We start from the raw sequence: 21,192 nt of genomic DNA, 5'->3' as shown, positions 1-21,192 counted from the left end.
AACAGAGGCTCCTTGCAATGGCTCGGATACTCTGCGGAGTCGTCGGCGTCAAGGGAGGAGATGCGATGGATTCGGGCAGGCGTCAGTTGCTCGGCAGGTGGGGAGCCGTGGTGGCGGGAGTGGTGGCTCCCGTCGCGCTCCATCGCCACACAGCCCAGGCGAGCCACGCCCGCCCGGACCCCGGCGCCGGTGCGACCATCGCGACGGACCTGCGGACGGGCGAGGGCGCCGGCGCCCTCGCCCGTCACGAGCGATTCATGTGGCTGGCCGTCGAACAGGCCCGAAGGAACCCCAAGTGGCCGTTCGGCGCGGTGATCGTCGGCACCCGCACCGGTGAGGTCCTGGGGTGGGGCGTCAACACCGGGGCGGAGAACCCGATGCTGCACGGCGAGGTGGTCGCCATGAACGACTACGTACGCCGGCACGGCAACCAGGGCTGGGCCGACACCACCCTCTACACCACGGGTGAGCCCTGCTCGATGTGCATGAGTGCGATGGCATGGGCCGATCTGCGGCGCGTCGTCTGGGCAAGCTCGATCGACGAGATCCGCCGCACCGACATCATCCAGATCGACCTGCCCGCACGGGAGGTGGCGGCCTCCGCGCGGTCCTTCTACCACCCGGAGTTGCTACTGGGCGGCGTGCTGGCCGACCACACCAACAGCCTCTTCGAGGAGGCACAACGACTGCGCCGGAAGGACCCGGACGCGCCGAAGCCGACGTGACGTAGTTGACCTCGATGCCCGCCCAGCCGGTTGTAGGTGTTAGGCGACGACCCCTACTGCGCCAGGGCCGCCCATGCCCAGCCGGTCATCGGGCGTCCACCCCCCTCTCCTCGGCGGGCGTGCAGCAGCCACAGCCGTCGCTCTGCTCACCCTCCGCTGCCGCCATCCCACCGATGGGGACGGCACAGCAGCTGTCCCCGCGCCGCGCCTCGCGCCCCTCCTTGACCGCTACGGCGGCGATGACCAGGACAGCGATCGGATCCGCCCAGTTCCAGCCGAACAGGGAGTTGGCGAGCAGGCCGACCAGGACGACGGCCGACAGGTAGGTGCACAGCAGCGTCTGCTTGGAGTCGGCCACGGCGGAGGCGGAGCCGAGTTCACTGCCGGCGCGACGCTGGGCGGCGGACAGGAACGGCATGACGGCGAGGGAGAGCGCGGCGAGGACGATGCCGGGCGTGGAGTGCCGGGCTTCGCCGGTGCCGGCGAGGGCGCGGACCGAGTCGACGGTGACGTAGGCGGCGAGGGCGAAGAAAGACAGCGCGATGATGCGCAGGGCGGTCTTCTCGCGGGCTTCGCGGACGGCGTGGTCGGTGGCGGAGAACTGCCAGGCGACGGCTGCCGCGGAGGAGACCTCGATGCGCCTCGCTCGCCGTCGCGGTCGCGGTGACGGCGGTCGCCGTGCGGGCCGGTGGCGGCGCGGCGGTCAAGGTCCCGGGTATCCCGGATGCCGGGGCGCTCACCACCTGGGGCCTGCCGGTGGCCCGTACGGTCGTGGACGCGTCCGCCGTGGCCGCCATCGGCGCGCTGCTGCTCGTCGCCGTGCTGCTGCCCGGCGGCAGGAAGCTCGGCCCGACCCAACTGCGCTATCTCACCTGGGCCGCGGTCGGGGCGGGTCTGTGGGCCGCCGCATCGGCCGTGACCCTCGTCCTCACGCTGTCGGACCTGTTCGCCCAGCCGGTCGGCGAGGTGGCGTCCGCCGCCGTGGTGGCCGACTTCGTCACCACTGATGCCCAGGGTCGCGCGTACGCCCTGATGGCGGCTGCCGCAGCAGTTGTCGCGACCCTTTGCGTGGGAATCGGCACGGCGTGGTGGGCGCGCCTGGCTTTGCTGGTCGCGCTCGCGGGGCTGCTGCCGCCCGCGTTCACCGGGCACTCCTCGGCGGCGGGCAACCACGACGCGGCGGTCACCAGTCTCGCCCTGCACCTGGTGGGTGTGGCCGTGTGGGTCGGCGGGCTGGTCTTCGTTCTCGTGGCGGCCGCGCGCCGAGAGCCGGATGCGGTGACCGCGGTCCGGCGGTTCGGTCCGCTCGCCGGCTGGGCGCTGATCGCGGTCGCGGCCAGTGGGTTCGTCAACGCGGCGGTCCGGTTCCCGACCGTGGGCGAGGTGTTCGGCAGCCGATACGGGCTGATGGTGCTCGCCAAGACAGCGGCGCTCGTCGTGCTCGGCGGCATCGGCCGGTGGCACCGGCGGCGGACCCTGCCCGCCCTGAACGGGGGCAGGCCGCGTGCGTTCGTGCGGCTCGCGGCCGGCGAACTCCTGCTCATGGCGGCCGCGATGGGCCTCGCCGTCGGACTCGCCCGCACCCCGGCACCCGGCTCAGGAGACGCCGCGCTCGCCCCCACCGAGGAACTCCTCGGCTTCGCCATGCCGCCACCGCTCGGCGACTTCCCGTGGACGCCGCTGTTCACCCGGTGGCACTTCGACCCGCTGTTCGCCTTCGGTACGGCCGCGGCGGCACTGCTGTACCTGGCGGGCGTACGGAAGCTCCGCGCCCGGGGCGACAAGTGGCCGGTCGGGCGGACGGTTTCATGGCTCGCGGGCCTGGCGGTGACCGTGCTGGCCACCATGAGCGGGCTCAACGTGTACGGCAAGGTGCTGTTCAGCGTGCACATGGGCCAGCACATGATCCTCGCGATGACGGTGCCGATCCTGCTGGTCCTGGGCGCCCCCGCCACCCTCGCCCTGCGCACCCTGCCCACCGCCCCCAAGGGCGGGCCGGGCGGGCCGCGCGAGTGGCTGACGAAGCTGCTACACAGCCGCTACGTCAAGGTCCTCTCCCACCCGGTGGTGGCGAGCGTGCTGTTCATCGGCAGCGCCTTCGTCGTCTACTACACCTCGCTGTTCGAGACGCTGATGCGCAGCCACCTCGGGCACCTGTTCATGCTGGTGCACTTCCTCGCCGTGGGCCTGCTGTTCTTCTGGGTGGTCATCGGCATCGACCCCGGCCCGCACCGCCCGCCGCACCTGGGCCGGCTGTTCGTGCTGATCCTGACGATGCCGTTCCACTCCTGGTTCAGCATCTCGCTGATGAGCTCCACCGCGCTGATCGGCGAGGGCTGGTGGTCGCTGCTGGACCGGCCGTGGGTCGAGCGGGCGATGGACGACCAGTACGACGCCGGCGCGATCGCCTGGGCCACCGGCGACATCCCCGTCCTGATCACCACGATCATCCTGGCCATCCAGTGGGTCCGCTCCGACCAGCGCGAGGCCCGCCGTATCGACCGGCGGATCGACCGCGGCGACCACAACGACCCGCTCGCCGCCTACAACGCCTACCTGGCCGGACTCCACGCCCGCGACCGGCGACCCGCCCCCACCCGTACCCCCGAGGAATCATGAACAAGCTGCAGAGAAACCTGATCGTCGCCGCCGTGGTCGTGGCCGGATTCGCCGCCGCCTTCGGCTCGTACCTGCTGTTCTCCCCCGACGACCGCAACCGCGGCGGCCTGGACGTACAGCCGGCCGTCGAGGCGCTGCCCGTCCGGGAGTCCAGCCACCGCCTGACCGAGCCGAAGAAGAGCGAGCTCACCATCGTCGAGTTCCTCGACTTCGAGTGCGAGGGCTGTGGGGCGATGTACCCGATCGTGGAGAAGCTGCGCGAGGAGTACGGCGACCGGGTCACCTTCGTCGCCCGCTACTTCCCCATGCCCGGCCACCGCAACGGCGAACTCGCCGCCCGAACGGCCGAAGCCGCCGCCCGCCAGGGCAAGTTCGAGGAGATGTACAACAAGCTCTTCACCACCCAGAAGGAGTGGGGCGAGTCGCAGGACTCGAAGGAGTCCGTCTTCCGCGGCTTCGCGAAGGAACTCGGCCTGGACCTAAGCCGGTTCGACGCCGACCTCGCCGACCCCGAGGTGGCCGCACGCGTCCAGGACGACCAGCGCGACGGCCTCGGCCTGGGCGTGCAGGGCACCCCGACCTTCTTCGTCGACGGAACCCCGATCCGGATTCCCGGCTCCTACGAGGCGTTCAAGGCGCTCGTCGACGACCGGCTGGCCGGATGAGGGGGCGATGACTTCGACTGGGTGACCGCCGTACGGCGTGCCGACGCGGGCCGGAGGCGTTTCTACGGCCTGCGAAGCCGGACCGTGACAAGGAGGCCGCCGGCGGGGCGAGGGGCGAGGTCGAGGGTCCCGTCGTGGGCGCGGACGATGCTGTGCACGATGGCCAGGCCGAGGCCTACGCCGACGTGCTCGTCGGTGCGTACGCGTTCCGTTCCGCGCTGGAAGGGTTCGGTGAGGGTCGGCAGCAGTTCCGGTGGGAGCCGACGGCCCGTGTTCTCGACCCGCAGCACGCTCGTGTCGCCGTGCGCCTCGGTCCGGACCGTCACGGTGCCGCCGGCGGGGAGGTTGTGGACGATGGCGTTCTGGACGAGGTTCGTCACCATCCGCAGCAGGAGCTCCGCGGAGCCGCTGGTCCGGGCCGCCCCGCCGGTGACGTCGAGCGTGGTCCGGCGCTGTTCGGCGAGGGGAAGCAGCGTTTCGGCTGCTTCTTCGGCGATGAGGGAGAGGTCGACGCTCTCGCGCGTGAAGTTTCCGCGGTCGCCGCGGCTGAGCAGCAAGAGGGCCTCGGTGAGGTCGACCGCCCGCGTATTTGCGGCATGCAGGCGTTCGATGAGTTCGCCCCGGTCCCGCGTGGGGTCCTTGCGGGCGACGTCGAGGAGCGTCCGCGAGATCGCCAGCGGGGTGCGCAGTTCGTGGGAGGCGTTCGCGGCGAACCTCCGCTGCTCGGCGACGTGGGACTCGAGTTGTTCGAGCATCGAGTCGAACACATCGGAGAGTTCACGGAATTCGTCCTTGCGGCCCTTCATACGGATCCGGTGGGACAGCGACCCGTTCCCGGCCATCCGCGCCGCATCCGTGATCTGTGTGAGTGGTGCGAGCATCCGGCCGGCGAGGATCCATCCCCCGACGAGGCCGAACACGAGCAGGAACGCCATCGCCACGGCCGCGGCGGGGGCGAAGGTCCGCACAAGGAGGTAGCGGTTGGGCGAGATCCCGAGAAGGCCCTGCGAGTTGTCGGGTACGTAGCGCAGCAGGAACATCCACACCACGGCCAGCAGGAGAGCACCGGCGACGGCGAGGAATCCGGCGTAGCTGAGGGTGAGTTTCAGTCGGGTGCTGAGCCCTGGGCGTCTATCCATGGGTACTGCCGGGGGCGCTGGTGTCCATACCGGTGTCGATCCGGTAGCCGATACCGGGCACCGTGGCGATGATCCATGGTTCACCGAGCCGTTTGCGCAGTGCGGAGACGGTGATGCGTACGGCATTGGTGAGGGGGTCGGCGTTCTCGTCCCAGGCCCGTTCCAGCAGTTCCTCGGCGCTGACGACCCCGCCCTCGGCGGCGACGAGGACTTCCAGCACGGCGAACTGTTTGCGGGTGAGGGCGACGTAGCGTCCGTCGCGGAAGACCTCCCGGCGGAAGGGGTCGAGCCTGAGGCCCGCGATCTCACGGACCGGGGGCCGGGCGTACGCGCGTCTGCGATCGAGCGCCCTCAGCCGCAGGACCAGCTCCCGCAGGTCGAACGGTTTGGTGAGGTAGTCGTCGGCGCCGAGCTCGAACCCGGAAGCCTTGTCGTCGATCCGGTCGGCGGCGGTGAGCATGAGGATCGGGATGCCGCTGCCGGAGGCGACGATGCGCCGGGCGACCTCGTCGCCGGAGGGGCCGGGGATGTCGCGATCGAGGACCGCGAGGTCGTAGGAGTTGACGCTGAGCAGCTCCAGGGCGGAGTCGCCGTCGCATGCGATGTCGGCGGCGATCGCCTCCAGCCGTAGACCGTCACGGACCGCTTCGGCCAGGTGGGGCTCGTCCTCCACGATCAGTACGCGCATGTCCGAAGCCTAAGCAGCGCAACATATCGCCGACGTATGCAAAGACATGTGTGCAGAGGTGTGCGGAGAGGTGTGCGATGACGTATGCGCTGACGGGTGCACACTGGACGCGCGACTCAGCCCGCCGGTGCCGGCGCGGGGCGAGGCCGGTCCGACGGCGCGTCCGCCGCGGTGCGCCACCAGCGGCGCGACGCCAGCCCGGCCAGCACGGCACCCGCGGCGTTGACCAGTACGTCGTCCACGGAGGACACCCGGTCGAGCCGCAGGACGTACTGCGCGGTCTCGACCAGGACCGAGCATCCCGCCCCGAGCGCCAGGATCCGCGGCACGGACGCCAGCGCCGCGAACCGCATCGGGGCGAAGAACCCCAGCGACGCGAAGACCAACAGGTTCCCGACGATCCCGAGCGACCCCATCGTCACGAGGTCCCGCAGCGGTACCAGGCTCACCCGGGCGGGGACGGTGCCGGCCCCGGCGCCCGGCATCATGGTCAGCCACAGGAACGGCACCGTCCCGTGCACCATGCCCACCTCGGCCAGCGACCTCCGCCACGCCGACGTGGCGCCGGCGGCACGCCGACGGTGCGCCAGAGCCCACGCCACCAGCACGGCCAAAGGCAGCGCGACCAACGTCATGAGCACCACACCGTTGAACGTGTCGAAGCAGCCGTGCCACTGCCCGGCCATGCACCTCGGAGCGGACATCATGAGCGGCCCCCGCACGAGGAACACGGCGCTCGCCAGACCGAGGATCGCCAGGCTGAGGAGCACGATCCTGCGCGTACGGCCGGGCGGTGCTGACAGGGCTGCGTCGTGATTCATGCCCCTATTGGAGGCGGAGGGCCGTTGCGGTGGCGTATGCGATTTTCGATACGCCCGCGATACACGGGCCCGCTCCCCGCGCGGACGACCGACTCCTGACCGGAAGCAGCAACTCAACTGCTTCACCACTTACTTCACGTCTTGACGAAAGTGGTACAGACCTTTAGGTTCACGGGTCAGCATCTCAGCGCGTGACGCATTCACCGTTCATGCAGTGAACGCGGCCTCGGTTGTTCACCCCCCACGAAGGGCCTCTGCACACATGCCCAAAACTCTCCTCACGGCTGTCTCCCTCGCCGCTCTCTCCCTCGCCTCCGGCCTGGCGGCCTCGCCCGCCCCCGGCGACGGCATCGCCCCGTCCGCGTCGACGGCCGTGGCGCCGTACCTCTACAACGGCTGGGGCAGCCCGCCGAACCCCACCACGGTCACCAACGCCACCGGCGTCAAGTACTTCACCCTCGCCTTCGTGCTCAGCAACGGCTACTGCAACCCGCAGTGGGACGGCAGCCGGGCGCTGACCGGAGGTGTCGACCAGCAGACGGTCAACACCGTGCGGGCGAACGGCGGCGACGTCGTGCCGTCCTTCGGCGGGTGGAGCGGAAACAAGCTGGAAAGCTCCTGCTCCAGCGCGCGCGAACTGGCCGCCGCGTACCAGAGGGTCATCACCGCGTTCGGTCTCAAGGCGATCGACATCGACCTGGAGGCCGACGCCTACGACAGCCCCACCGTGCAGCAGCGCACGGTCGACGCGCTCAAGACCGTGAAGGCAAGCAACCCCGGCCTGAAGGTCTACGTCACCATCGGCACCGGGCAGAGCGGCCCCGACACCAGCCTGATCAACCGGGCCGCCGCCTCCGGTCTGACCGTGGACGCCTGGACGATCATGCCGTTCAACTTCGGCGGCGTCGGCCAGAACATGGGCAACCTCAGCACGCGGGCCGCCGAAGGCCTCAAGAACGCGCTGAAGAACGCCTACGGCTACACCGACGACCAGGCCTACCGGCTGATGGGCATCTCGTCGATGAACGGCGTCACCGACCAGGGCGAGACCGTCACGGTCGCCGACTTCCGCACGATGCTCGCCTACGCCCAGCAGCACCACCTGGCCCGGCTGACGTTCTGGTCCGCCAACCGCGACCGTCCGTGCACCGGCGGCCCCGCCGACAGCTGCTCCGGCGTGAGCCAGTCCGACTGGGACTACACCCGCGTCTTCGCGGCGTACACCGGCTGACCCGACCACCCCACACCCGCACTCCTTCGGCAAGGAGAACCCGTGCTCACCTCTTTGCGCTCCGCGCTCAAGCGCCGCCGCAGATCCACCGCTTCCGGTGTCGTCATCGCGGCCGTCGCCTCCCTGCTCACCACCGCACCCGCTCCCGCGCCCGCGAGTGCGGCGGAGAGCGCGGCCGCCGCACTGCCCGCCGACTTCGCGACCGTGATGAACGCCGCGAGCGGCCGATGCCTGGACGCCCGGTCGGCGGCCACCGCCAACGGCACCGTGGTGCAGCAGTACTCGTGCAACGCCTCCACGGCCCAGCAGTGGAGCTTCACCACCACCGGTGACGGCTACGTCCGTATCAACAACCGCAACAACACCGACCAGGTCGTGGACGTCGCCGACGTGTCCACGGTCGACAACGCGCCCGTACACCTGTGGGCCTACGGCGGCGGCACCAACCAGCAGTGGCTGCCCGTCCACGAAGGCGGCGGCGCCTACCACTTCGTCAACCGCAACAGCGGCAAGTGCCTGGACGACCCAGGCGCCTCGACGGCCGACAGCGTGCAGTTCGTGCAGTACACGTGCAACGGCAGCGCCGCCCAGCGCTTCCAGGTGGTCCCCGTGACCCAGTCGGCCACCAATCCCGACCTCGGCCCGAACGTGGTCGTCTTCGACCCGTCCATGTCGGCGGCCACGATCCAGAGCAGGCTCAACACTGTCTTCCAGCAGCAGGAGACGAACCAGTTCGGCTCCCAGCGCTACGCCGTCCTGTTCAAGCCGGGCTCCTACAACGCGGACGTCAACGTCGGCTTCTACACCCAGGTCGCCGGTCTCGGTCTGACCCCGGACGCGGTCACGATCAACGGCGCGGTGCACGCCGAGGCCGACTGGTTCCAGGGCAACGCGACGCAGAACTTCTGGCGCGGCGCCGAGAACCTCTCGGTCAACCCGACGAACGGCAGCGACCGTTGGGCGGTCTCGCAGGCGGCGGCGTACCGCCGGATGCATCTGCGCGGCAACCTCGCCCTGGACGACAGCGGCTGGTCCAGCGGTGGCCTCTTCGCCGACACCAAGGTCGACGGTCAGGTCAACTCCGGCAGCCAGCAGCAGTGGCTGACCCGCAACTCCCAGCTCGGCAGCTGGACCGGCTCCAACTGGAACATGGTCTTCGTCGGCAGCCAGGGCGTCCCGGCCACCAGCTTCCCCAGCCCGCCGTACACCGCGGTCGCGCAGACCCCGGTCAGCCGCGAGAAGCCGTTCCTGTACGTCGACGAGAACGGTGCCTACCAGGTGTTCGTGCCGACGACCCGGGCCAACTCCACCGGCATCAGCTGGGCGAACGGTGCCTCGGGCAGCTCGCTCCCGCTGAGCCAGTTCTTCGTCGTCCGGCAGGGCACCACCGCCGCGCAGATCAACTCCGCGCTGGCCTCGGGCCTGAACCTGCTGGTCACGCCCGGTGTCCACCACCTCGACCAGACCCTTCAGGTCAACCGCGCCGACACCGTCATCCTCGGTCTGGGCCTCGCGACCTTCATCCCGGACAACGGCGTCACCGCCATGCGGGTGGCCGACGTCGACGGCGTCAAGATCGCCGGTGTGCTCTTCGACGCCGGCACGACGAACTCCAGCACCCTCGTGGAGATCGGCCCCGGCAACTCCTCCGCCTCGCACGCCGCCAACCCGACGTCCCTGCACGACGTGTACTTCCGCGTCGGTGGCGCCGCCGTCGGCAAGGCGACCACCAGCCTGGTGATCAACAGCGACAACGTCATCGCCGACCACACCTGGATCTGGCGCGCCGACCACGGCAGCGGCGTCGGCTGGACCAGCAACACCGGCGACACCGGCCTGATCGTCAACGGTGACAACGTCACCGCGTACGGCCTGTTCGTCGAGCACTACCAGAAGTACCAGACCATCTGGAACGGCAATGGCGGGCGGACGTACTTCTACCAGAACGAGATGCCGTACGACCCACCGAACCAGGCGTCCTGGATGAACGGCTCGACGCAGGGCTACGCGGCCTACAAGGTCGCCGCCTCGGTCACCAGCCACCAGGCCTACGGTCTCGGCAGCTACTGCTACTTCAACGTCAACCCGGGCGTGGCCGCCGAGCGTGCCATCGAGGCGCCGAACAACTCGGGCGTCCGCTTCACCAGCATGGTGACGGTCTCCCTGGGCGGCACAGGCACCATTCGGCACGTCGTCAACAACACGGGGGGCCCGTCCAACTCCACGACCAACGTGGCCAATCTGACCAGCTACCCCTAGCGCGCCACCCAGCTCCGCCGTCGGCCGTCCCGCTCTGCCCGAGGGGCGGCCGACCCACCCCCGACACCTCCAAGGAGCGTCCTCAGTCATGTCCCTGACCCAGCGCAGACCCCGGCTCGCGGTCCTCGCCGTTCTCTCCGCCCTTCTCACCACGCTGTTCACCGTGACTCCCGCCCAGGCCGCCGACGGCACGATCACCGGACTCGCCGGCAAGTGTGTCGACGTCGCGGGTGCCTCCAGCGCCAACGGCACCGCCGTACAGCTCTACGACTGCAACGGAACGGGCGCCCAGACCTGGTCCAACCCCGGTGACGGGACGCTGCGCGCGCTCGGCAAGTGTCTGGACGTCGTCGAGCGCGGCACCGCGGACGGCGCGGCGGTCCAACTGTGGGACTGCTCCGGCGGCAGCAACCAGCAGTGGGTGGTCACCGCGGCCCGCGACATCGTGAACCCGGCCGCGAACAAGTGCCTGGACGTCCGGGACAACAACAGCGCCAACGGCACCCGGCTGCAGATCTGGACCTGCACGGGCGCCGCGAACCAGAAGTGGAACGCGCCCGCGGGCGGAGGCAACGGCAACCCGTCCGGATTCGTCGTCACCGAGGCGCAGTTCAACCAGATGTTCCCGAGCCGGAACTCGTTCTACACGTACAGCGGCCTGGTCGCCGCACTGAGCGCCTACCCCGGCTTCGCCAAGACCGGCAGCGACACGGTGAGGAAGCAGGAGGCCGCGGCCTTCCTCGCCAACGTCAACCACGAGACCGGCGGACTGGTCCACATCGTGGAGCAGAACACCGCCAACTACCCCCACTACTGCGACTGGAGCCAGTCATACGGCTGCCCGGCGGGCCAGGCCGCCTACTACGGGCGCGGCCCGATCCAGCTGTCGTGGAACTTCAACTACAAGGCCGCCGGGGACGCGCTCGGTCTCGATCTGCTGGGCAACCCGTGGCTCGTGCAGAACGACGCCTCCGTCGCCTGGAAGACCGGCCTGTGGTATTGGAACACCCAGTCCGGCCCCGGCACGATGACCCCGCACAACGCCATGGTCAACCAGGCCGGCTTTGGCCAGACCATCCGCTCCATCAACGGCTCCCTGGAGTGCGACGGCAAGAACCCGGCCCAGGTGCAGAGCCGGGTGGACGCCTACAACCGGTTCACCTCGATTCTCGGCGTCTCGCCCGGCAACAACCTCTACTGCTGACGGCCAGTACTCAACTAGGAGTAGAGATGCGCAAGTTGGGCCCCCTGGCCAAGCTCCTCCTCGGAGCGGTCGGCGCGCTGACGCTCGTCGTCGCGGTCCCGGCGACCGCCCACGCGAATGTCCTGACCCTGCTGCCGCAGAACGCGGACGGCCTGGACCAGACCTTCTCCCCCGCCTACGACTACGACGGCGACGGCTGCTACGCCACCGCCGCCATCGGCGCCGACGGCACCCTCAACCCGGGTCTGAAGCTCGGCGGCGACGTCAACGGCAAGTGCCACGACTACGTCCAGCTGGCCAACGCCAACACGTATTCGCGCTCGAAGTGCAACAACGGCTGGTGTGCCGTGATGTACGCCAGCTACTTCGAGAAGGACCAGATCACCCTCGGTCCGGCGGCCCTCGGTCACACCCACGACTGGGAGCACGTCATCGTGTGGATCCGCGACAACGAGGTCCAATACGTGTCGGTGTCCCAGCACGGCGGCTACCAGGTGGCCGCCCGTTCGGCGATCCGCTTCGACGGCACCCACCCGAAGATCGTCTACCACAAGGACGGCGTCTCGAGTCACTGCTTCCGCTTCGCCAACGGCAACGACGAGCCGGCGGAGAACGCGACGGGCAACTGGTTCTACCCACGCCTCGTCGGCTGGAACGGCTACCCGGCCGGCTACCGCGACAGGCTCATGAGCGCGGACTTCGGCTCGGCGACGATCAAGATCGACGACGGCGACTTCCAGTGGGCCCTGGACCACGCGAAGCCGTCCGGAATCCCCTTCGATCCGAACGGCTGAGGCTCGGCCCTGCAGCGTACGGGACATTCTCCATCGCGGTGATCTTCACCGTACGGCCTCCTCGACCACGTCGGCCACGCCGAGCAGTCGGCCCACGCGGTCGGGGTGGCCGTGTCCGCTCAGCGACTCGGGATACTCGGCCTTGGTGGCCAGGGTGCGGGCGGCCTCGTAAGCCATGACGACAGCGTGAGTGTCGGCCAACTCTCTTGAGCAGTCCGGGACTTCGACCTTCATGCCGTCGACGGCCACTGTCACCCCGGCCAGTTCGGAGACTTGCTTGGTGAGCAACCCTGCCTTCAGAGGTAACCGGCGAAGGGTTGGACACCCATCAGGACCGCACCGGCGCCGTCGTACATGCCCTCCTGGAGGAAGGCGTGCTGCGGGACGACCGACGCGTCGCGCAGGTGGCGCTGGAGGGGGCTGCCGTCGGCGATGGCGCCAATTCCGCCGAGTTGGTACGCGGCCCGTACGACCTCGAAGGAGGTCTTGGCGAGATGCGCGGACGCCAGACGCAGCGCGCTCGCCTGCTCGTCCGTCGCCGGGTCTCCCGCCTTGACCGTCGCCCAGGCCTCCTCCGTGGCCTCGTAGAAGAAGGCGCGCGCGGAACGGAGTTGGGCCTCCGCCTGGCCGACCGCGATGCGGTACGTGGCGCGGTCTGCGGGCTTGGGGGCGCCGGTGTAGCCGGAGCGGGCGCCCTGCGCGATGACGTGGTCGAGGGCGGCGCGGGCCGTTCCCAGACCGACGACGGCCAGGACCTGCGCGGCGTAGGGGACCGTCGGGTAACGGTAGAGCGGTTCGTCGACCGTGGCATCGCCGCCGCGGACGAACGTCCACTCTTCGGGTACGACGGGCCCGTCGACCACCAGGTCATGGCTACCGGTGCCGCGCAGGCCGACGACGTCCCAGTTCTCGGCGATCTCCACCTGGTCCGGCCGCAGTACGGCGGTGAGGGGCCGGCCGGCCCTGTCCTCGCCCGCCTTGACGCCGACGCCGAGGACGTCCGCGCCCTTGCAGCCGCTGGCGAACCTCCATCGGCCCGAGACCCGGAAACCGCCCTCGACGCGTTCGGCGGGCTGTACGGGGAACAGACCGCCCGCGAAGACGACATCGGGTCCGGCGGCATACAACTCGGCCTGGGTGTCCAGCGGCAGGGCCGCCAGGTAGACCAGGGACGATCCGAAGCTCGCGACCCAGCCGGCCGAGGCGTCGACGGCCGATATCCGCTCGATGAGGCGGAGGAACTCCGCGGGCGGAAGGGCGTCGCCACCGAAACGCTTCGGCGCGCTCGCCCGGTAGATTCCCGCGTCCTTGAACACGGCGATCACATCCCGCGGAACGTGCCGCTTCTCCTCGAATTCGGCCCGCCGTTCGGCGACCAGCGCCAGCACCTGATCGAAGTGCGTCATGAGGGGATCTCCTCGCATTGTCGGGCGGTTCAGGTGCCCGCCATGTCCTCACGCTGAGCGGTCAACAGGCCCCCCATCATGGGGACTTGAACCACGTCAAGTAAGGGAATTCCCTAGGGCCCGGAGGCGGAACGCGTGACGACGGCGGTAGTCGGCCCGCTCTAGATCCTTCATGGGGCCTCCCGGTTCCCTACGGGAGAAAGCTGACTCCTGGATCGGTCCGAAGCCCAGGGCGCCCGACCTCATCGGCCCGCGGGCGATCCCGGCGGGTCCCCGCACTCCTGCCCTGTGTGCGGGGAAGAGTGCGGGGAGTTGTGCGCGGAGGACGATGTCGGCGTGGCCGAACCGGTCAGGTGGTCGTGAGGCCGGCCTTCGTCAGCCACTCCTTGGCGACGGTGGCGGCGTCCTCCTTGTCATTGACCAGCTTCTTCATCATGTCCAGCAGGTCCGTGGTGGTGAGCTTGGCCGAGACGCCGTTGAGTGCCGCCTTGGCCGTGTCGTTGACCCCGGACTTGTGGACCAGGGGCGTGAGGTTCTGCGAGGAGAAGAGGTTCTTCGGGTCCTCCAGCACCACCAACTTGTCCTCGACGATGGCGGGATCGGTGGTGTAGATGTTCGCGGCCTGCACCTTGTCCGAGTTCAACAGCTTCAGCAGGGTGCTCTGGGCACCCGCGTCGAGCGGCTGGAACTTCCCGAACTCGACGCCGTAGATCTTCTTCAGACCGACCCAGCCCTGCGTACGGGTCTTGAACTCCGAGCCGGCGCCGATCGTCCACTCCCCCGCGACCGGCTTGAGGTCGGCGAGGGTCTTGAGGTTGTACTTCTTGGCCGTCGCGGCGGTGACCGTGACCGAGTCCTTGTCCTGGGCCTCGGCGGAGTCGAGGATCTCCACCGACGACGGGAGCTTCTTCCTCAGTTCGGCGTTGATGTCCTCCGTGTCGGTCGCGGTGCTGGCCTTGTCGACCGCCGTCGCCAGCAGGGCGCCGTTGTACTCCGGGAAGACCTGGATGCCCCCCTTGACCACCTGGTCGTAGTAGACCTCACGGGCCCCGATGTCCGCCCTGGGGCGGGGACCTCGGTTCCTGCACCGCGCGATCCGGGAGATCGTCCACCGCCTGGACGACGACCGGCCCTGCGGCGTGGACGTGGAGGCGGTGCACCGCGACGTCCTGGGTTCCCATGGCGTCCGGAGCGCACTGCGCACCATCGTGGGAGGGACGCCGGCCGTAGCAGGAGGGGCCTCAACCGTGGTGGGAGAAGCTTCATGACCAACGTCGACGTGCACCAGCATCTGTGGACCCCGCCACTGGTGGCGGCCCTGCGTTCCCGCACTGAACCGCCGTTCCTGGACGGCTGGACCCTGATTTTGAACGGTGAGCCGCCCTACGAGATCCCGCCCGCCGACCACGACGTGACACGGCGCGCAGAGCTCGCGGTCGCCGACGGCCTCGGCCGGGCACTCGTCTCGCTCTCCGCCCCGATCGGCGTGGAATGGCTGCCCTCGGCCAAGGCACGCCCCCTGCTCGACGCCTACCATGAGGGCGCGGCCGCACTCCCCGAGCCGTTCGGAGCCTGGGCCGCCGCCTGCGTACGGGACATTGATACGAAGGCGACGGCCGAGGATCTAGCCCGGGGTTTCGTCGGCCTCCAGCTCCCGGCGAACGCCCTTGCCGACGCGGGCGGTTACGCGCGGTGCGCCCCGCTGCTCGACCTGCTCGAAGAGCGCGATCTCCCGCTGTTCGTCCACCCGGGCCCGGCGGCCGGCCAGTCCGAGGGGCCCGGTTGGTGGCCCGCGATGGTCCCCTACGTCCAGCAGATGCACGCGGCCTGGTTCGCCTTCCGAGCCTTCGGCCGCGCACGCCATCCGCGCCTGCGGGTGTGCTTCGCCCTGCTGGCCGGGCTCGCTCCGCTGCACGGGGAGCGCTTCGCCGCCCGGGGCGACGGGGGCGGCGTCGAAGTGGCCCCGGATGTGTTCGTCGAGACGTCCTCGTACGGCCCACGCGCCGTCGACGCGATCGTCCGCGCCCTCGGTGGGGACGCCGTCGTCCAGGGCTCGGACCGGCCCTACGCGGAGCCGCCGCAACATCCCGGCTTCGGTCTGGGCGGAGCAGCGGCGGACGCCTTCCGCATCGCCAATCCCCGACGACTGCTCACCGGAAACAGCCGTGCCGGTCAATCGCCCGTCCGGTGAGACACTCGGCTACGTACCCACATACAGCGATGCCCATGAACACGGCCGCGATCGACACCACCGCGCTCCGGGCCTGGCGGGCGAGTCAGACAGGGTTGTCCCACAGCACATGCAAGGTGGGCGGCTTGCGGAAGACCAGACCGTACGGCGCAGTGGGGAAGTCCGGGTCGAGGCGCAGGGCGGGGAGTCGTTCGAGCAGGTGCCGGAGGGCGATGCGGGTCTCCAGTCGGGCGAGGTGCGCGGCGATGCAGTGGTGCGGGCCGTGGGCGAACGCCAGTTGGAGCCGGACGTTCTCGCGACGGACATCGAACCGATCGGGGTCTGGGAAGACATCCGGGTCGCGGTTGGCTCCCGCCAGGGAGACCGTGACCGCTTCACCCCGGCGGATCGTGGCCGAGCCGAGGACGGTGTCCCGGGTGGCGTAGCGGTCCACGAGCGCCGCGCCGGGTTCGAGACGCAGCGACTCCTCGATCGCACTGTCCAACAGGTCGGCGTCGCCCCGGACAAGAGCGAGCTGGTCGGGGTGTCGCAGCAGATGCAACAGCGCGTTGGTGATCATCGCTTCGGTGGTCTCGATGCCTCCGAACATCAGGACCGCGGCATTGGACACCACCTCGGGCAGATCCAACTGCCTGGCAGCGGAGACGAGGAGCGAGGGAACTGTCCGGTCGGTGACGGTGGTCTCCACAGCCGCCCGTAGCTGCGCGTACGCCGCGGCACCGGCGGGCCCCGCGGCATGTCCGGCGGTGATGTCCGAGACCGATCGCACGATGGAGTCGTACCAGGCAAGCACCGTGCCCGCATGGACGCCTACCAGCCCCAGTGCCTCGGCCACGACGGCGACGGCGAGCGGAGCGGCGAACGCACCGCGTATCTCGCCGGCGCCCGCAGGCTCCAGTGCGGCCATGAGCCGGTCGGACTCCCGCTCGATGAACGAGGCGAACCCGGCATGCACCTCCCGAGGGCGGAAAGGAGCGGCGAAGGGCTCACGGTGCCGGGTGTGCTCGTCGCCGTCCAGGGACAGCATGCTCGGCCCGACGACCTGTGCGGTGGAGAACCGGGGATCGTCGACGGTGAAGGTCGCGGCGTCCCGCATCACACTCACCGCGAGGTCGCGACGGGTCACCAGCCAGCCGTCCAGCTCGGGCAGCCAGGACACGGGCTCGTGCGCACGGAGCAGCGCCAGCCGTCGATGCGGATCCTGGGCGAGTTCGGCGATCGTGGTCGCGGCACCGAGCGGGAAGGACTCGACAACCCTCATCCATTGCTCGACTCTCTGCGCGCGGCGCGACTGGAAGATCCGTACCGTGATCACGTACCCCGGAAAAGGCTCAGCCTCACCTGCCGGTCCGGATCGTCACCTACCCCCGGCGAGCGCACCCGGGCACACTGAGGCGTTGGCCCGCACCGAAGCACCACGGCACGGAAGCGCAGCACACCCGCCGGCCAGGCGGGCGTGGTGCGAACCTGACCCACCGTCCACGGGGAGACTTGGGTGACCAGAGCACGCCGTACCACCGTCAGACGTTCACCGCTGATCGCCTCGGTGTTGAGCTTGCTTGTCGTAACCGCTCTCGCGGTGTCCGACACCAGCGCGGCAGCAGCGCCTGCGACGGGCACCGCACCATCCGCCGCCGCAGTGTCCAGAGTTGCCTCCGCTGTCGAATCCCTGGCAATCGCCGGAACGACCTGGGCCGTGGACGAGCGCACCGGGAAGCTGCGGGTTCTCGCCGACACCACGGTCGCGGACGCGGACCTGGCCAGACTCAGCCGTGCCACCGGGCGTTCTGCGGGTGCCATAACCCTCGAACGGCTCGACGGCCGACTGCGCACCCTTCTGTCGGGCGGCGACGGCATCTACGCGGCCGGTCGGCGCTGCTCGGCAGGGGTCAACGTGCAAAGCGCGTCCACGTACTACTTCGTCACCGCCGGCCACTGCACCGACGGCATGCCCACCTGGTACACCAGCTCCGCCATGACCACGACGATCGGCCCCACCACCGGCACCAGCTTCCCCGGCAACGACTTCGGCGTCGTCCAGTACTCCCACCCGGCCGTACCCCACCCCGGTGCCATCGGAACCGTCGATGTCACCGGGACCGCGACCGCCCACGTCGGCCAGAGCGTCTGCCGTCGGGGAGCGACCACCGGTGTCCGATGCGGCGTGGTCACCGCGCTGAACGCGACCGTCAACTACGGGAGCGGCGACATCGTCTCCGGGTTGATCCAGACCAACATCTGCGCCGAGCCGGGCGACAGCGGCGGCCCGCTCTACGCCGGCGACAAGGTCATCGGCATCCTCTCCGGCGGCTCAGGAAACTGCACCACGGGAGGGACCACTTACTACCAGCCGATCCAGGAAGTACTGAACGCCTACGGGCTGTCCGTCTACTGACGGGACGTTGGGGCCCGGTCGGCCGCGGGCCCGCCCGTCACGGCAAGGTCGGTGCCTGATGAAGCTGCCGCTCGCCTCGTCATGGCGGAACGCGTCGTCCTCGAAGGAGTCCCACAGCCCCGCCGCCGAGTTGTTGGGCGGTCATCGGGCGCCACCCTGTTCGACCAGGACGTCCGCCCACCAACGTTCGGCCACCCGTGGATGCGAGCGGAGCCAGCCGACCACGGCGTTCTCGCCGTAGGCCGCCAGGAGGGGGTTGTTCGGATCGTCGGTGACGCCGCGGCTGCGCGCCGCCAGTTCCGTCGGCAGGTGCAGCGGCTCGACGACCGCGTCGAGGCGGGGGCCCAGGAAGAACGGGATGGAGAACCGCTCCACGCCCGACTGCGGGCTGACGACGCGGTGCTGTGTGGCCTTCAGATAGCCCTGGGTTGCTATCTCCAGCATCTCGCCGATGTTCAACACGAAGGCGCCGGGCACGGGCGGGGCGTCGATCCACTCGCCGTCCTCGCGCTGCACCTGCAGCCCGCCGACCTCGTCCTGCTGCAGGAGGGCGAGGTAGCCGTAGTCCTTGTGCGCACCCACTCCCTGGTCGGCGTCCTGAGCGACGCGCGGCGGGTAGTGGACGATCTTCACGTACACGGCCGCCTCGTCGTCGAACCACGTGTCGAAGTAGCCCTCGTCCTGTCCGAGCGCGGCCGCCAGGGCCCGCAGGACCTCGCGGCTCACGCGGAGCGCCTCCGCCTGCCAGCGCAGGACGATCTCCCTCAACTCCGGCTGCGCGGACGGCCATTGGTTGGGGCCGATCAGACGCAGGTATGCGGGGTCGTGCGGGCCCGTGTCGAGCGCCGCGCGTTCCGGGCCGATGTCGATCTGCTCACGCCAGTCGGCGTTGCCCCCGGTGTGCTCGGTCCCGGTGCGCGTATAGCCGCGGAACTGCGGTGAGTTGACGTTCTCGATCTCCAGCCGCCGCTCCTCCGGCAACGCGAAGAAGGTGCGGGCCGCGCCGAGGATCTCGTCCTGCAGCGATACGGGGACGCCGTGCCCGGTGACGTAGAAGAAGCCCACCTCGTGGGCCGCGGCACGCAGTTCGGCGAGGAAGCTGTCGCGGTCCGCGTCCGGGGCACTGAAGCGGGAGATGTCGATGACAGGCAGGGCTGTGGGCTGGGCCATGGGGTTGTTCCTTCGTGGGGACGGCCGACCGGTCACGGCGACACACGTCAACGGGGCTGCCGGGTAGGTCAGTTGCCCGAGGGATGCGCCGAGAGCGGGGTGGGACAGGAGAGAAGCGTCGGGGTCGTGGGCCGTGGAACGGCGATCAGCAACAGACCTCGTCGAACTGGTCGGCGCGGCGGCTCACCCAGAACGGGTCGAGCAGCACCGTGTGCACCTGGCCAGTGGTTTCCATGGCCGGATCAAAGCACACCCGACAACGTGAGTCCACTGCGTCTCCCGGTCGACGGGGACACCCCGATCGAGCTGGTGCACCCATGCCACCGTGTGGTTACCTGACTCCATGACCGTGCTCGTGACCCGCCGCCACGTCGACTACGTGCGTGTCACCACCACGGGTTGTTCCGCCGTGAGCTGACTCCGTCCTCCGGCGTCCGACCAACCCCGGCCCTGGCCACGGCGGACCTCCTCCCGCAGGAGCTACCCGACCGCGAGACCTCCGCCCGCGAGCAGCGACCTCTGGCGGGGACGTTCTTCACCCAGAGCGGGGGCAACCCGCTTCCGGTGGGCCCCTGAACCTCAACTCCCCCCTTGCCTTGCCGCACTCCCCTCTGACCACCAGTGCCGTACTCAGCAGGAGCACACATGACCGTCCAGGACTCCCTCGCCGACACCGACACCTTCGCCGCCGAATGGGAGGAGTGGCATCAGCGCAAGGATTCCGCCCTCGCCCATGAGCACGGATTCCTCGCCGTCACCGGCCTGCACTGGCCGACCACCGACCCCCAGCGCTTCCCCGGTACACCCGGCACCTGGTCGACGGGCGACGACGGGGTCACCGTCGTACTCGACGCCGGAGAGGAACTCGTCATCGACGGCACCGCGGTGCGCGGACGGCACGCTTTCGGTGTCATCCCGGAGCGCGGTGGTGTCAACGCCGTCTGGGGCGACGCTGTGATCGAGGTCGCCAAACGCGGGGGCCATGACGTGATCCGGCCACGGCACCCGGAGCATCCTTTGCGCACCGAGTTCGCCGGGACACCCGCGTATGCGCCGGACCCGCGCTGGGCGGTCACCGGCACGTACACGCCGTTCCCGGAGCTGCGGCCGACGACCGTGGGCGCCGCCGTCGAGGGACTCCAGCACGTCTACGACGCACCCGGCGAGATCCGCTTCCGGATCGACGGTCAGGAACTCACCCTGACCACGTTCAACGGTCACACACCCGGCAGCCTCCTGGTGCTGTTCACCGACGCGACCTCCGGCGTGACCACCTACCCGGCCAACCGCGCCCTGCAGATCGAGGCACCCGGGCCCGACGGAACCGCGGTGCTGGACTTCAACCGCGCCACCAACCTGCCCTGCGCCTACACCGACTTTGCCACCTGCCCGCTGCCGCCCGCCGAGAACCGGCTCCCGGTCGCGATCGAGGCGGGTGAAAGGATCCCCTACGAGCGCGAGCAGATCGCGCAGTGAGCAACCCAGGCCGATGAGGTCGAGACGTCATCCCGCCCTGGGCCCTGTCGTTCGGATCAGCTCGGCGTCGCGCACGAAGCCGTTCCTGCAGCCGGCCTGATCCGAAAGACAGGCCCTGGCAGGGTGAGGGCGAGTGCCGTGCCCGCGGCCGCGATGCCGTCGCCGCAGTACAGGACGATGCCGGGCACCCTGCGGACCCTGGCCGCGAGTAGGACACTTCGGTCAGGCGCGTCATGGGTCAGACCCCGGAACCGGGACAGCACCCACCCATCCTCCCGCCCGTCACAGCATCCCCACCCAGAAATACTGAGCATGACAGGCACCGGCATGTGGATCTCACCCGGCCCACGACCATGGGCTGTACCTCTCCACTGCTTCCGGAGCTTCTACGCCTCACCGTTCGAAGCCG

17 protein-coding genes and 2 pseudogenes are annotated in these 21,192 nt (G+C 69.7%); 10 read left to right on the top strand and 9 right to left on the bottom strand.

Going from position 1 to position 21,192, the window contains the following annotated elements; all coding sequences use genetic code 11:
- Nucleotides 1-65: 65 nt before the first annotated feature.
- Nucleotides 66-725, top strand: coding sequence for a nucleoside deaminase (locus tag BLU79_RS33950; protein ID WP_256333568.1), 660 nt, complete (start codon nucleotides 66-68; stop codon nucleotides 723-725).
- 85 nt (nucleotides 726-810) lie between these two features.
- Here BLU79_RS33950 and BLU79_RS33945 read toward each other — a convergent pair.
- Nucleotides 811-1,362: pseudogene (locus BLU79_RS33945) on the bottom strand (cation transporter); the annotation flags it as partial.
- Between the two features lie 26 nt (nucleotides 1,363-1,388).
- Here BLU79_RS33945 and BLU79_RS33940 point away from each other — a divergent pair.
- On the top strand, nucleotides 1,389-3,344 hold the full coding sequence (locus tag BLU79_RS33940; protein ID WP_093909818.1) for a bifunctional copper resistance protein CopD/cytochrome c oxidase assembly protein: 1,956 nt from the start codon (nucleotides 1,389-1,391) through the stop codon (nucleotides 3,342-3,344).
- A complete protein-coding gene (locus tag BLU79_RS33935; protein ID WP_093909817.1) occupies nucleotides 3,341-4,009 on the top strand; it encodes a DsbA family protein in 669 nt (222 codons plus the stop codon). The genes BLU79_RS33940 and BLU79_RS33935 overlap by 4 nt, the downstream gene beginning before the upstream one ends.
- A gap of 62 nt (nucleotides 4,010-4,071) precedes the next feature.
- On the opposite strand, the gene BLU79_RS33930 is transcribed toward BLU79_RS33935, so the two are convergent.
- From BLU79_RS33930 to BLU79_RS33920, 3 genes are all read right to left on the bottom strand, one after another.
- Nucleotides 4,072-5,148, bottom strand: coding sequence for a sensor histidine kinase (locus BLU79_RS33930; RefSeq protein WP_093909816.1), 1,077 nt, complete (start codon nucleotides 5,146-5,148; stop codon nucleotides 4,072-4,074).
- The gene (locus BLU79_RS33925; RefSeq protein ID WP_093909815.1) at nucleotides 5,141-5,836 is read right to left on the bottom strand and encodes a response regulator transcription factor; all 696 of its coding nucleotides are present in this window, start codon (nucleotides 5,834-5,836) and stop codon (nucleotides 5,141-5,143) included. The genes BLU79_RS33930 and BLU79_RS33925 overlap by 8 nt, the downstream gene beginning before the upstream one ends.
- A gap of 116 nt (nucleotides 5,837-5,952) precedes the next feature.
- Nucleotides 5,953-6,657: a VanZ family protein gene (locus tag BLU79_RS33920; RefSeq protein ID WP_093909814.1), complete on the bottom strand. Its 705-nt coding sequence runs from the start codon at nucleotides 6,655-6,657 to the stop codon at nucleotides 5,953-5,955.
- Nucleotides 6,658-7,018: 361 nt separating this feature from the next.
- Between BLU79_RS33920 and BLU79_RS33915 the strand changes: the two are divergent.
- From BLU79_RS33915 to BLU79_RS33900, 4 genes and pseudogenes are all read left to right on the top strand, one after another.
- A pseudogene (locus tag BLU79_RS33915) lies at nucleotides 7,019-7,888 on the top strand (chitinase); the annotation flags it as partial.
- A 105-nt stretch (nucleotides 7,889-7,993) separates the two neighbouring features.
- A complete protein-coding gene (locus BLU79_RS33910; protein ID WP_093909994.1) occupies nucleotides 7,994-10,147 on the top strand; it encodes an RICIN domain-containing protein in 2,154 nt (717 codons plus the stop codon).
- Nucleotides 10,148-10,235: 88 nt separating this feature from the next.
- Nucleotides 10,236-11,351 carry a chitinase gene (locus tag BLU79_RS33905; protein ID WP_093909812.1) on the top strand — a complete coding sequence of 372 codons (1,116 nt, stop codon included), beginning with the start codon at nucleotides 10,236-10,238 and terminating at the stop codon, nucleotides 11,349-11,351.
- A gap of 26 nt (nucleotides 11,352-11,377) precedes the next feature.
- Nucleotides 11,378-12,145, top strand: a complete 768-nt coding sequence (locus tag BLU79_RS33900) for an NPP1 family protein (RefSeq protein ID WP_093909811.1) — start codon at nucleotides 11,378-11,380, stop codon at nucleotides 12,143-12,145.
- Between the two features lie 45 nt (nucleotides 12,146-12,190).
- On the opposite strand, the gene BLU79_RS48645 is transcribed toward BLU79_RS33900, so the two are convergent.
- The 3 genes from BLU79_RS48645 to BLU79_RS33885 form a co-directional block, all read right to left on the bottom strand.
- Nucleotides 12,191-12,433 carry a hypothetical protein gene (locus BLU79_RS48645; protein WP_093909810.1) on the bottom strand — a complete coding sequence of 81 codons (243 nt, stop codon included), beginning with the start codon at nucleotides 12,431-12,433 and terminating at the stop codon, nucleotides 12,191-12,193.
- An 8-nt stretch (nucleotides 12,434-12,441) separates the two neighbouring features.
- Nucleotides 12,442-13,551, bottom strand: coding sequence for an acyl-CoA dehydrogenase family protein (locus BLU79_RS33890; RefSeq protein ID WP_093909809.1), 1,110 nt, complete (start codon nucleotides 13,549-13,551; stop codon nucleotides 12,442-12,444).
- A 349-nt stretch (nucleotides 13,552-13,900) separates the two neighbouring features.
- Nucleotides 13,901-14,758, bottom strand: a complete 858-nt coding sequence (locus tag BLU79_RS33885; RefSeq protein WP_256333567.1) for an ABC transporter substrate-binding protein — start codon at nucleotides 14,756-14,758, stop codon at nucleotides 13,901-13,903.
- A 57-nt stretch (nucleotides 14,759-14,815) separates the two neighbouring features.
- On the opposite strand from BLU79_RS33885, the gene BLU79_RS33880 reads away from it, so the two are divergent.
- Nucleotides 14,816-15,742, top strand: coding sequence for an amidohydrolase family protein (locus tag BLU79_RS33880; protein WP_093909808.1), 927 nt, complete (start codon nucleotides 14,816-14,818; stop codon nucleotides 15,740-15,742).
- Between the two features lie 85 nt (nucleotides 15,743-15,827).
- On the opposite strand, the gene BLU79_RS33875 is transcribed toward BLU79_RS33880, so the two are convergent.
- Nucleotides 15,828-17,003 (bottom strand): cytochrome P450, encoded by a 1,176-nt coding sequence (locus BLU79_RS33875; RefSeq protein ID WP_093909993.1) that lies wholly within the window; start codon nucleotides 17,001-17,003, stop codon nucleotides 15,828-15,830.
- Nucleotides 17,004-17,276: 273 nt separating this feature from the next.
- Here BLU79_RS33875 and BLU79_RS33870 point away from each other — a divergent pair, with 273 nt between their 5' ends.
- Nucleotides 17,277-18,137 carry a S1 family peptidase gene (locus BLU79_RS33870; protein ID WP_371132001.1) on the top strand — a complete coding sequence of 287 codons (861 nt, stop codon included), beginning with the start codon at nucleotides 17,277-17,279 and terminating at the stop codon, nucleotides 18,135-18,137.
- A gap of 141 nt (nucleotides 18,138-18,278) precedes the next feature.
- Here the strand turns inward: BLU79_RS33870 and BLU79_RS33865 are convergent, their stop codons facing one another.
- Nucleotides 18,279-19,307 carry an isopenicillin N synthase family dioxygenase gene (locus tag BLU79_RS33865; protein WP_093909806.1) on the bottom strand — a complete coding sequence of 343 codons (1,029 nt, stop codon included), beginning with the start codon at nucleotides 19,305-19,307 and terminating at the stop codon, nucleotides 18,279-18,281.
- 645 nt (nucleotides 19,308-19,952) lie between these two features.
- Here BLU79_RS33865 and BLU79_RS33855 point away from each other — a divergent pair.
- The gene (locus tag BLU79_RS33855; protein ID WP_093909805.1) at nucleotides 19,953-20,783 is read left to right on the top strand and encodes a DUF1684 domain-containing protein; all 831 of its coding nucleotides are present in this window, start codon (nucleotides 19,953-19,955) and stop codon (nucleotides 20,781-20,783) included.
- The last annotated feature ends 409 nt before the right edge of the window (nucleotides 20,784-21,192 follow it).

Origin of the sequence: Streptomyces sp. cf386 (assembly GCF_900103585.1) — a bacterium.
Lineage (GTDB): Bacteria > Actinomycetota > Actinomycetes > Streptomycetales > Streptomycetaceae > Streptomyces.
This window is presented reverse-complemented; position numbering and strand designations above follow the sequence as displayed.

Excerpts from the sequence above, each read along its gene's own strand:
- BLU79_RS33950 (WP_256333568.1), top strand. The coding sequence starts at position 66 with ATGGATTCGGGCAGGCGTCAGTTGCTCGGCAGGTGGGGAGCCGTGGTG.
- BLU79_RS33935 (WP_093909817.1), top strand. The coding sequence starts at position 3,341 with ATGAACAAGCTGCAGAGAAACCTGATCGTCGCCGCCGTGGTCGTGGCC.
- BLU79_RS33930 (WP_093909816.1), bottom strand. The coding sequence starts at position 5,148 with ATGGATAGACGCCCAGGGCTCAGCACCCGACTGAAACTCACCCTCAGC.
- BLU79_RS33925 (WP_093909815.1), bottom strand. The coding sequence starts at position 5,836 with ATGCGCGTACTGATCGTGGAGGACGAGCCCCACCTGGCCGAAGCGGTC.
- BLU79_RS33920 (WP_093909814.1), bottom strand. The coding sequence starts at position 6,657 with ATGAATCACGACGCAGCCCTGTCAGCACCGCCCGGCCGTACGCGCAGG.
- BLU79_RS33905 (WP_093909812.1), top strand. The coding sequence starts at position 10,236 with ATGTCCCTGACCCAGCGCAGACCCCGGCTCGCGGTCCTCGCCGTTCTC.
- BLU79_RS33900 (WP_093909811.1), top strand. The coding sequence starts at position 11,378 with ATGCGCAAGTTGGGCCCCCTGGCCAAGCTCCTCCTCGGAGCGGTCGGC.
- BLU79_RS33890 (WP_093909809.1), bottom strand. The coding sequence starts at position 13,551 with ATGACGCACTTCGATCAGGTGCTGGCGCTGGTCGCCGAACGGCGGGCC.
- BLU79_RS33885 (WP_256333567.1), bottom strand. The coding sequence starts at position 14,758 with ATGGTGCGCAGTGCGCTCCGGACGCCATGGGAACCCAGGACGTCGCGG.
- BLU79_RS33880 (WP_093909808.1), top strand. The coding sequence starts at position 14,816 with ATGACCAACGTCGACGTGCACCAGCATCTGTGGACCCCGCCACTGGTG.
- BLU79_RS33875 (WP_093909993.1), bottom strand. The coding sequence starts at position 17,003 with ATGAGGGTTGTCGAGTCCTTCCCGCTCGGTGCCGCGACCACGATCGCC.
- BLU79_RS33865 (WP_093909806.1), bottom strand. The coding sequence starts at position 19,307 with ATGGCCCAGCCCACAGCCCTGCCTGTCATCGACATCTCCCGCTTCAGT.
- BLU79_RS33855 (WP_093909805.1), top strand. The coding sequence starts at position 19,953 with ATGACCGTCCAGGACTCCCTCGCCGACACCGACACCTTCGCCGCCGAA.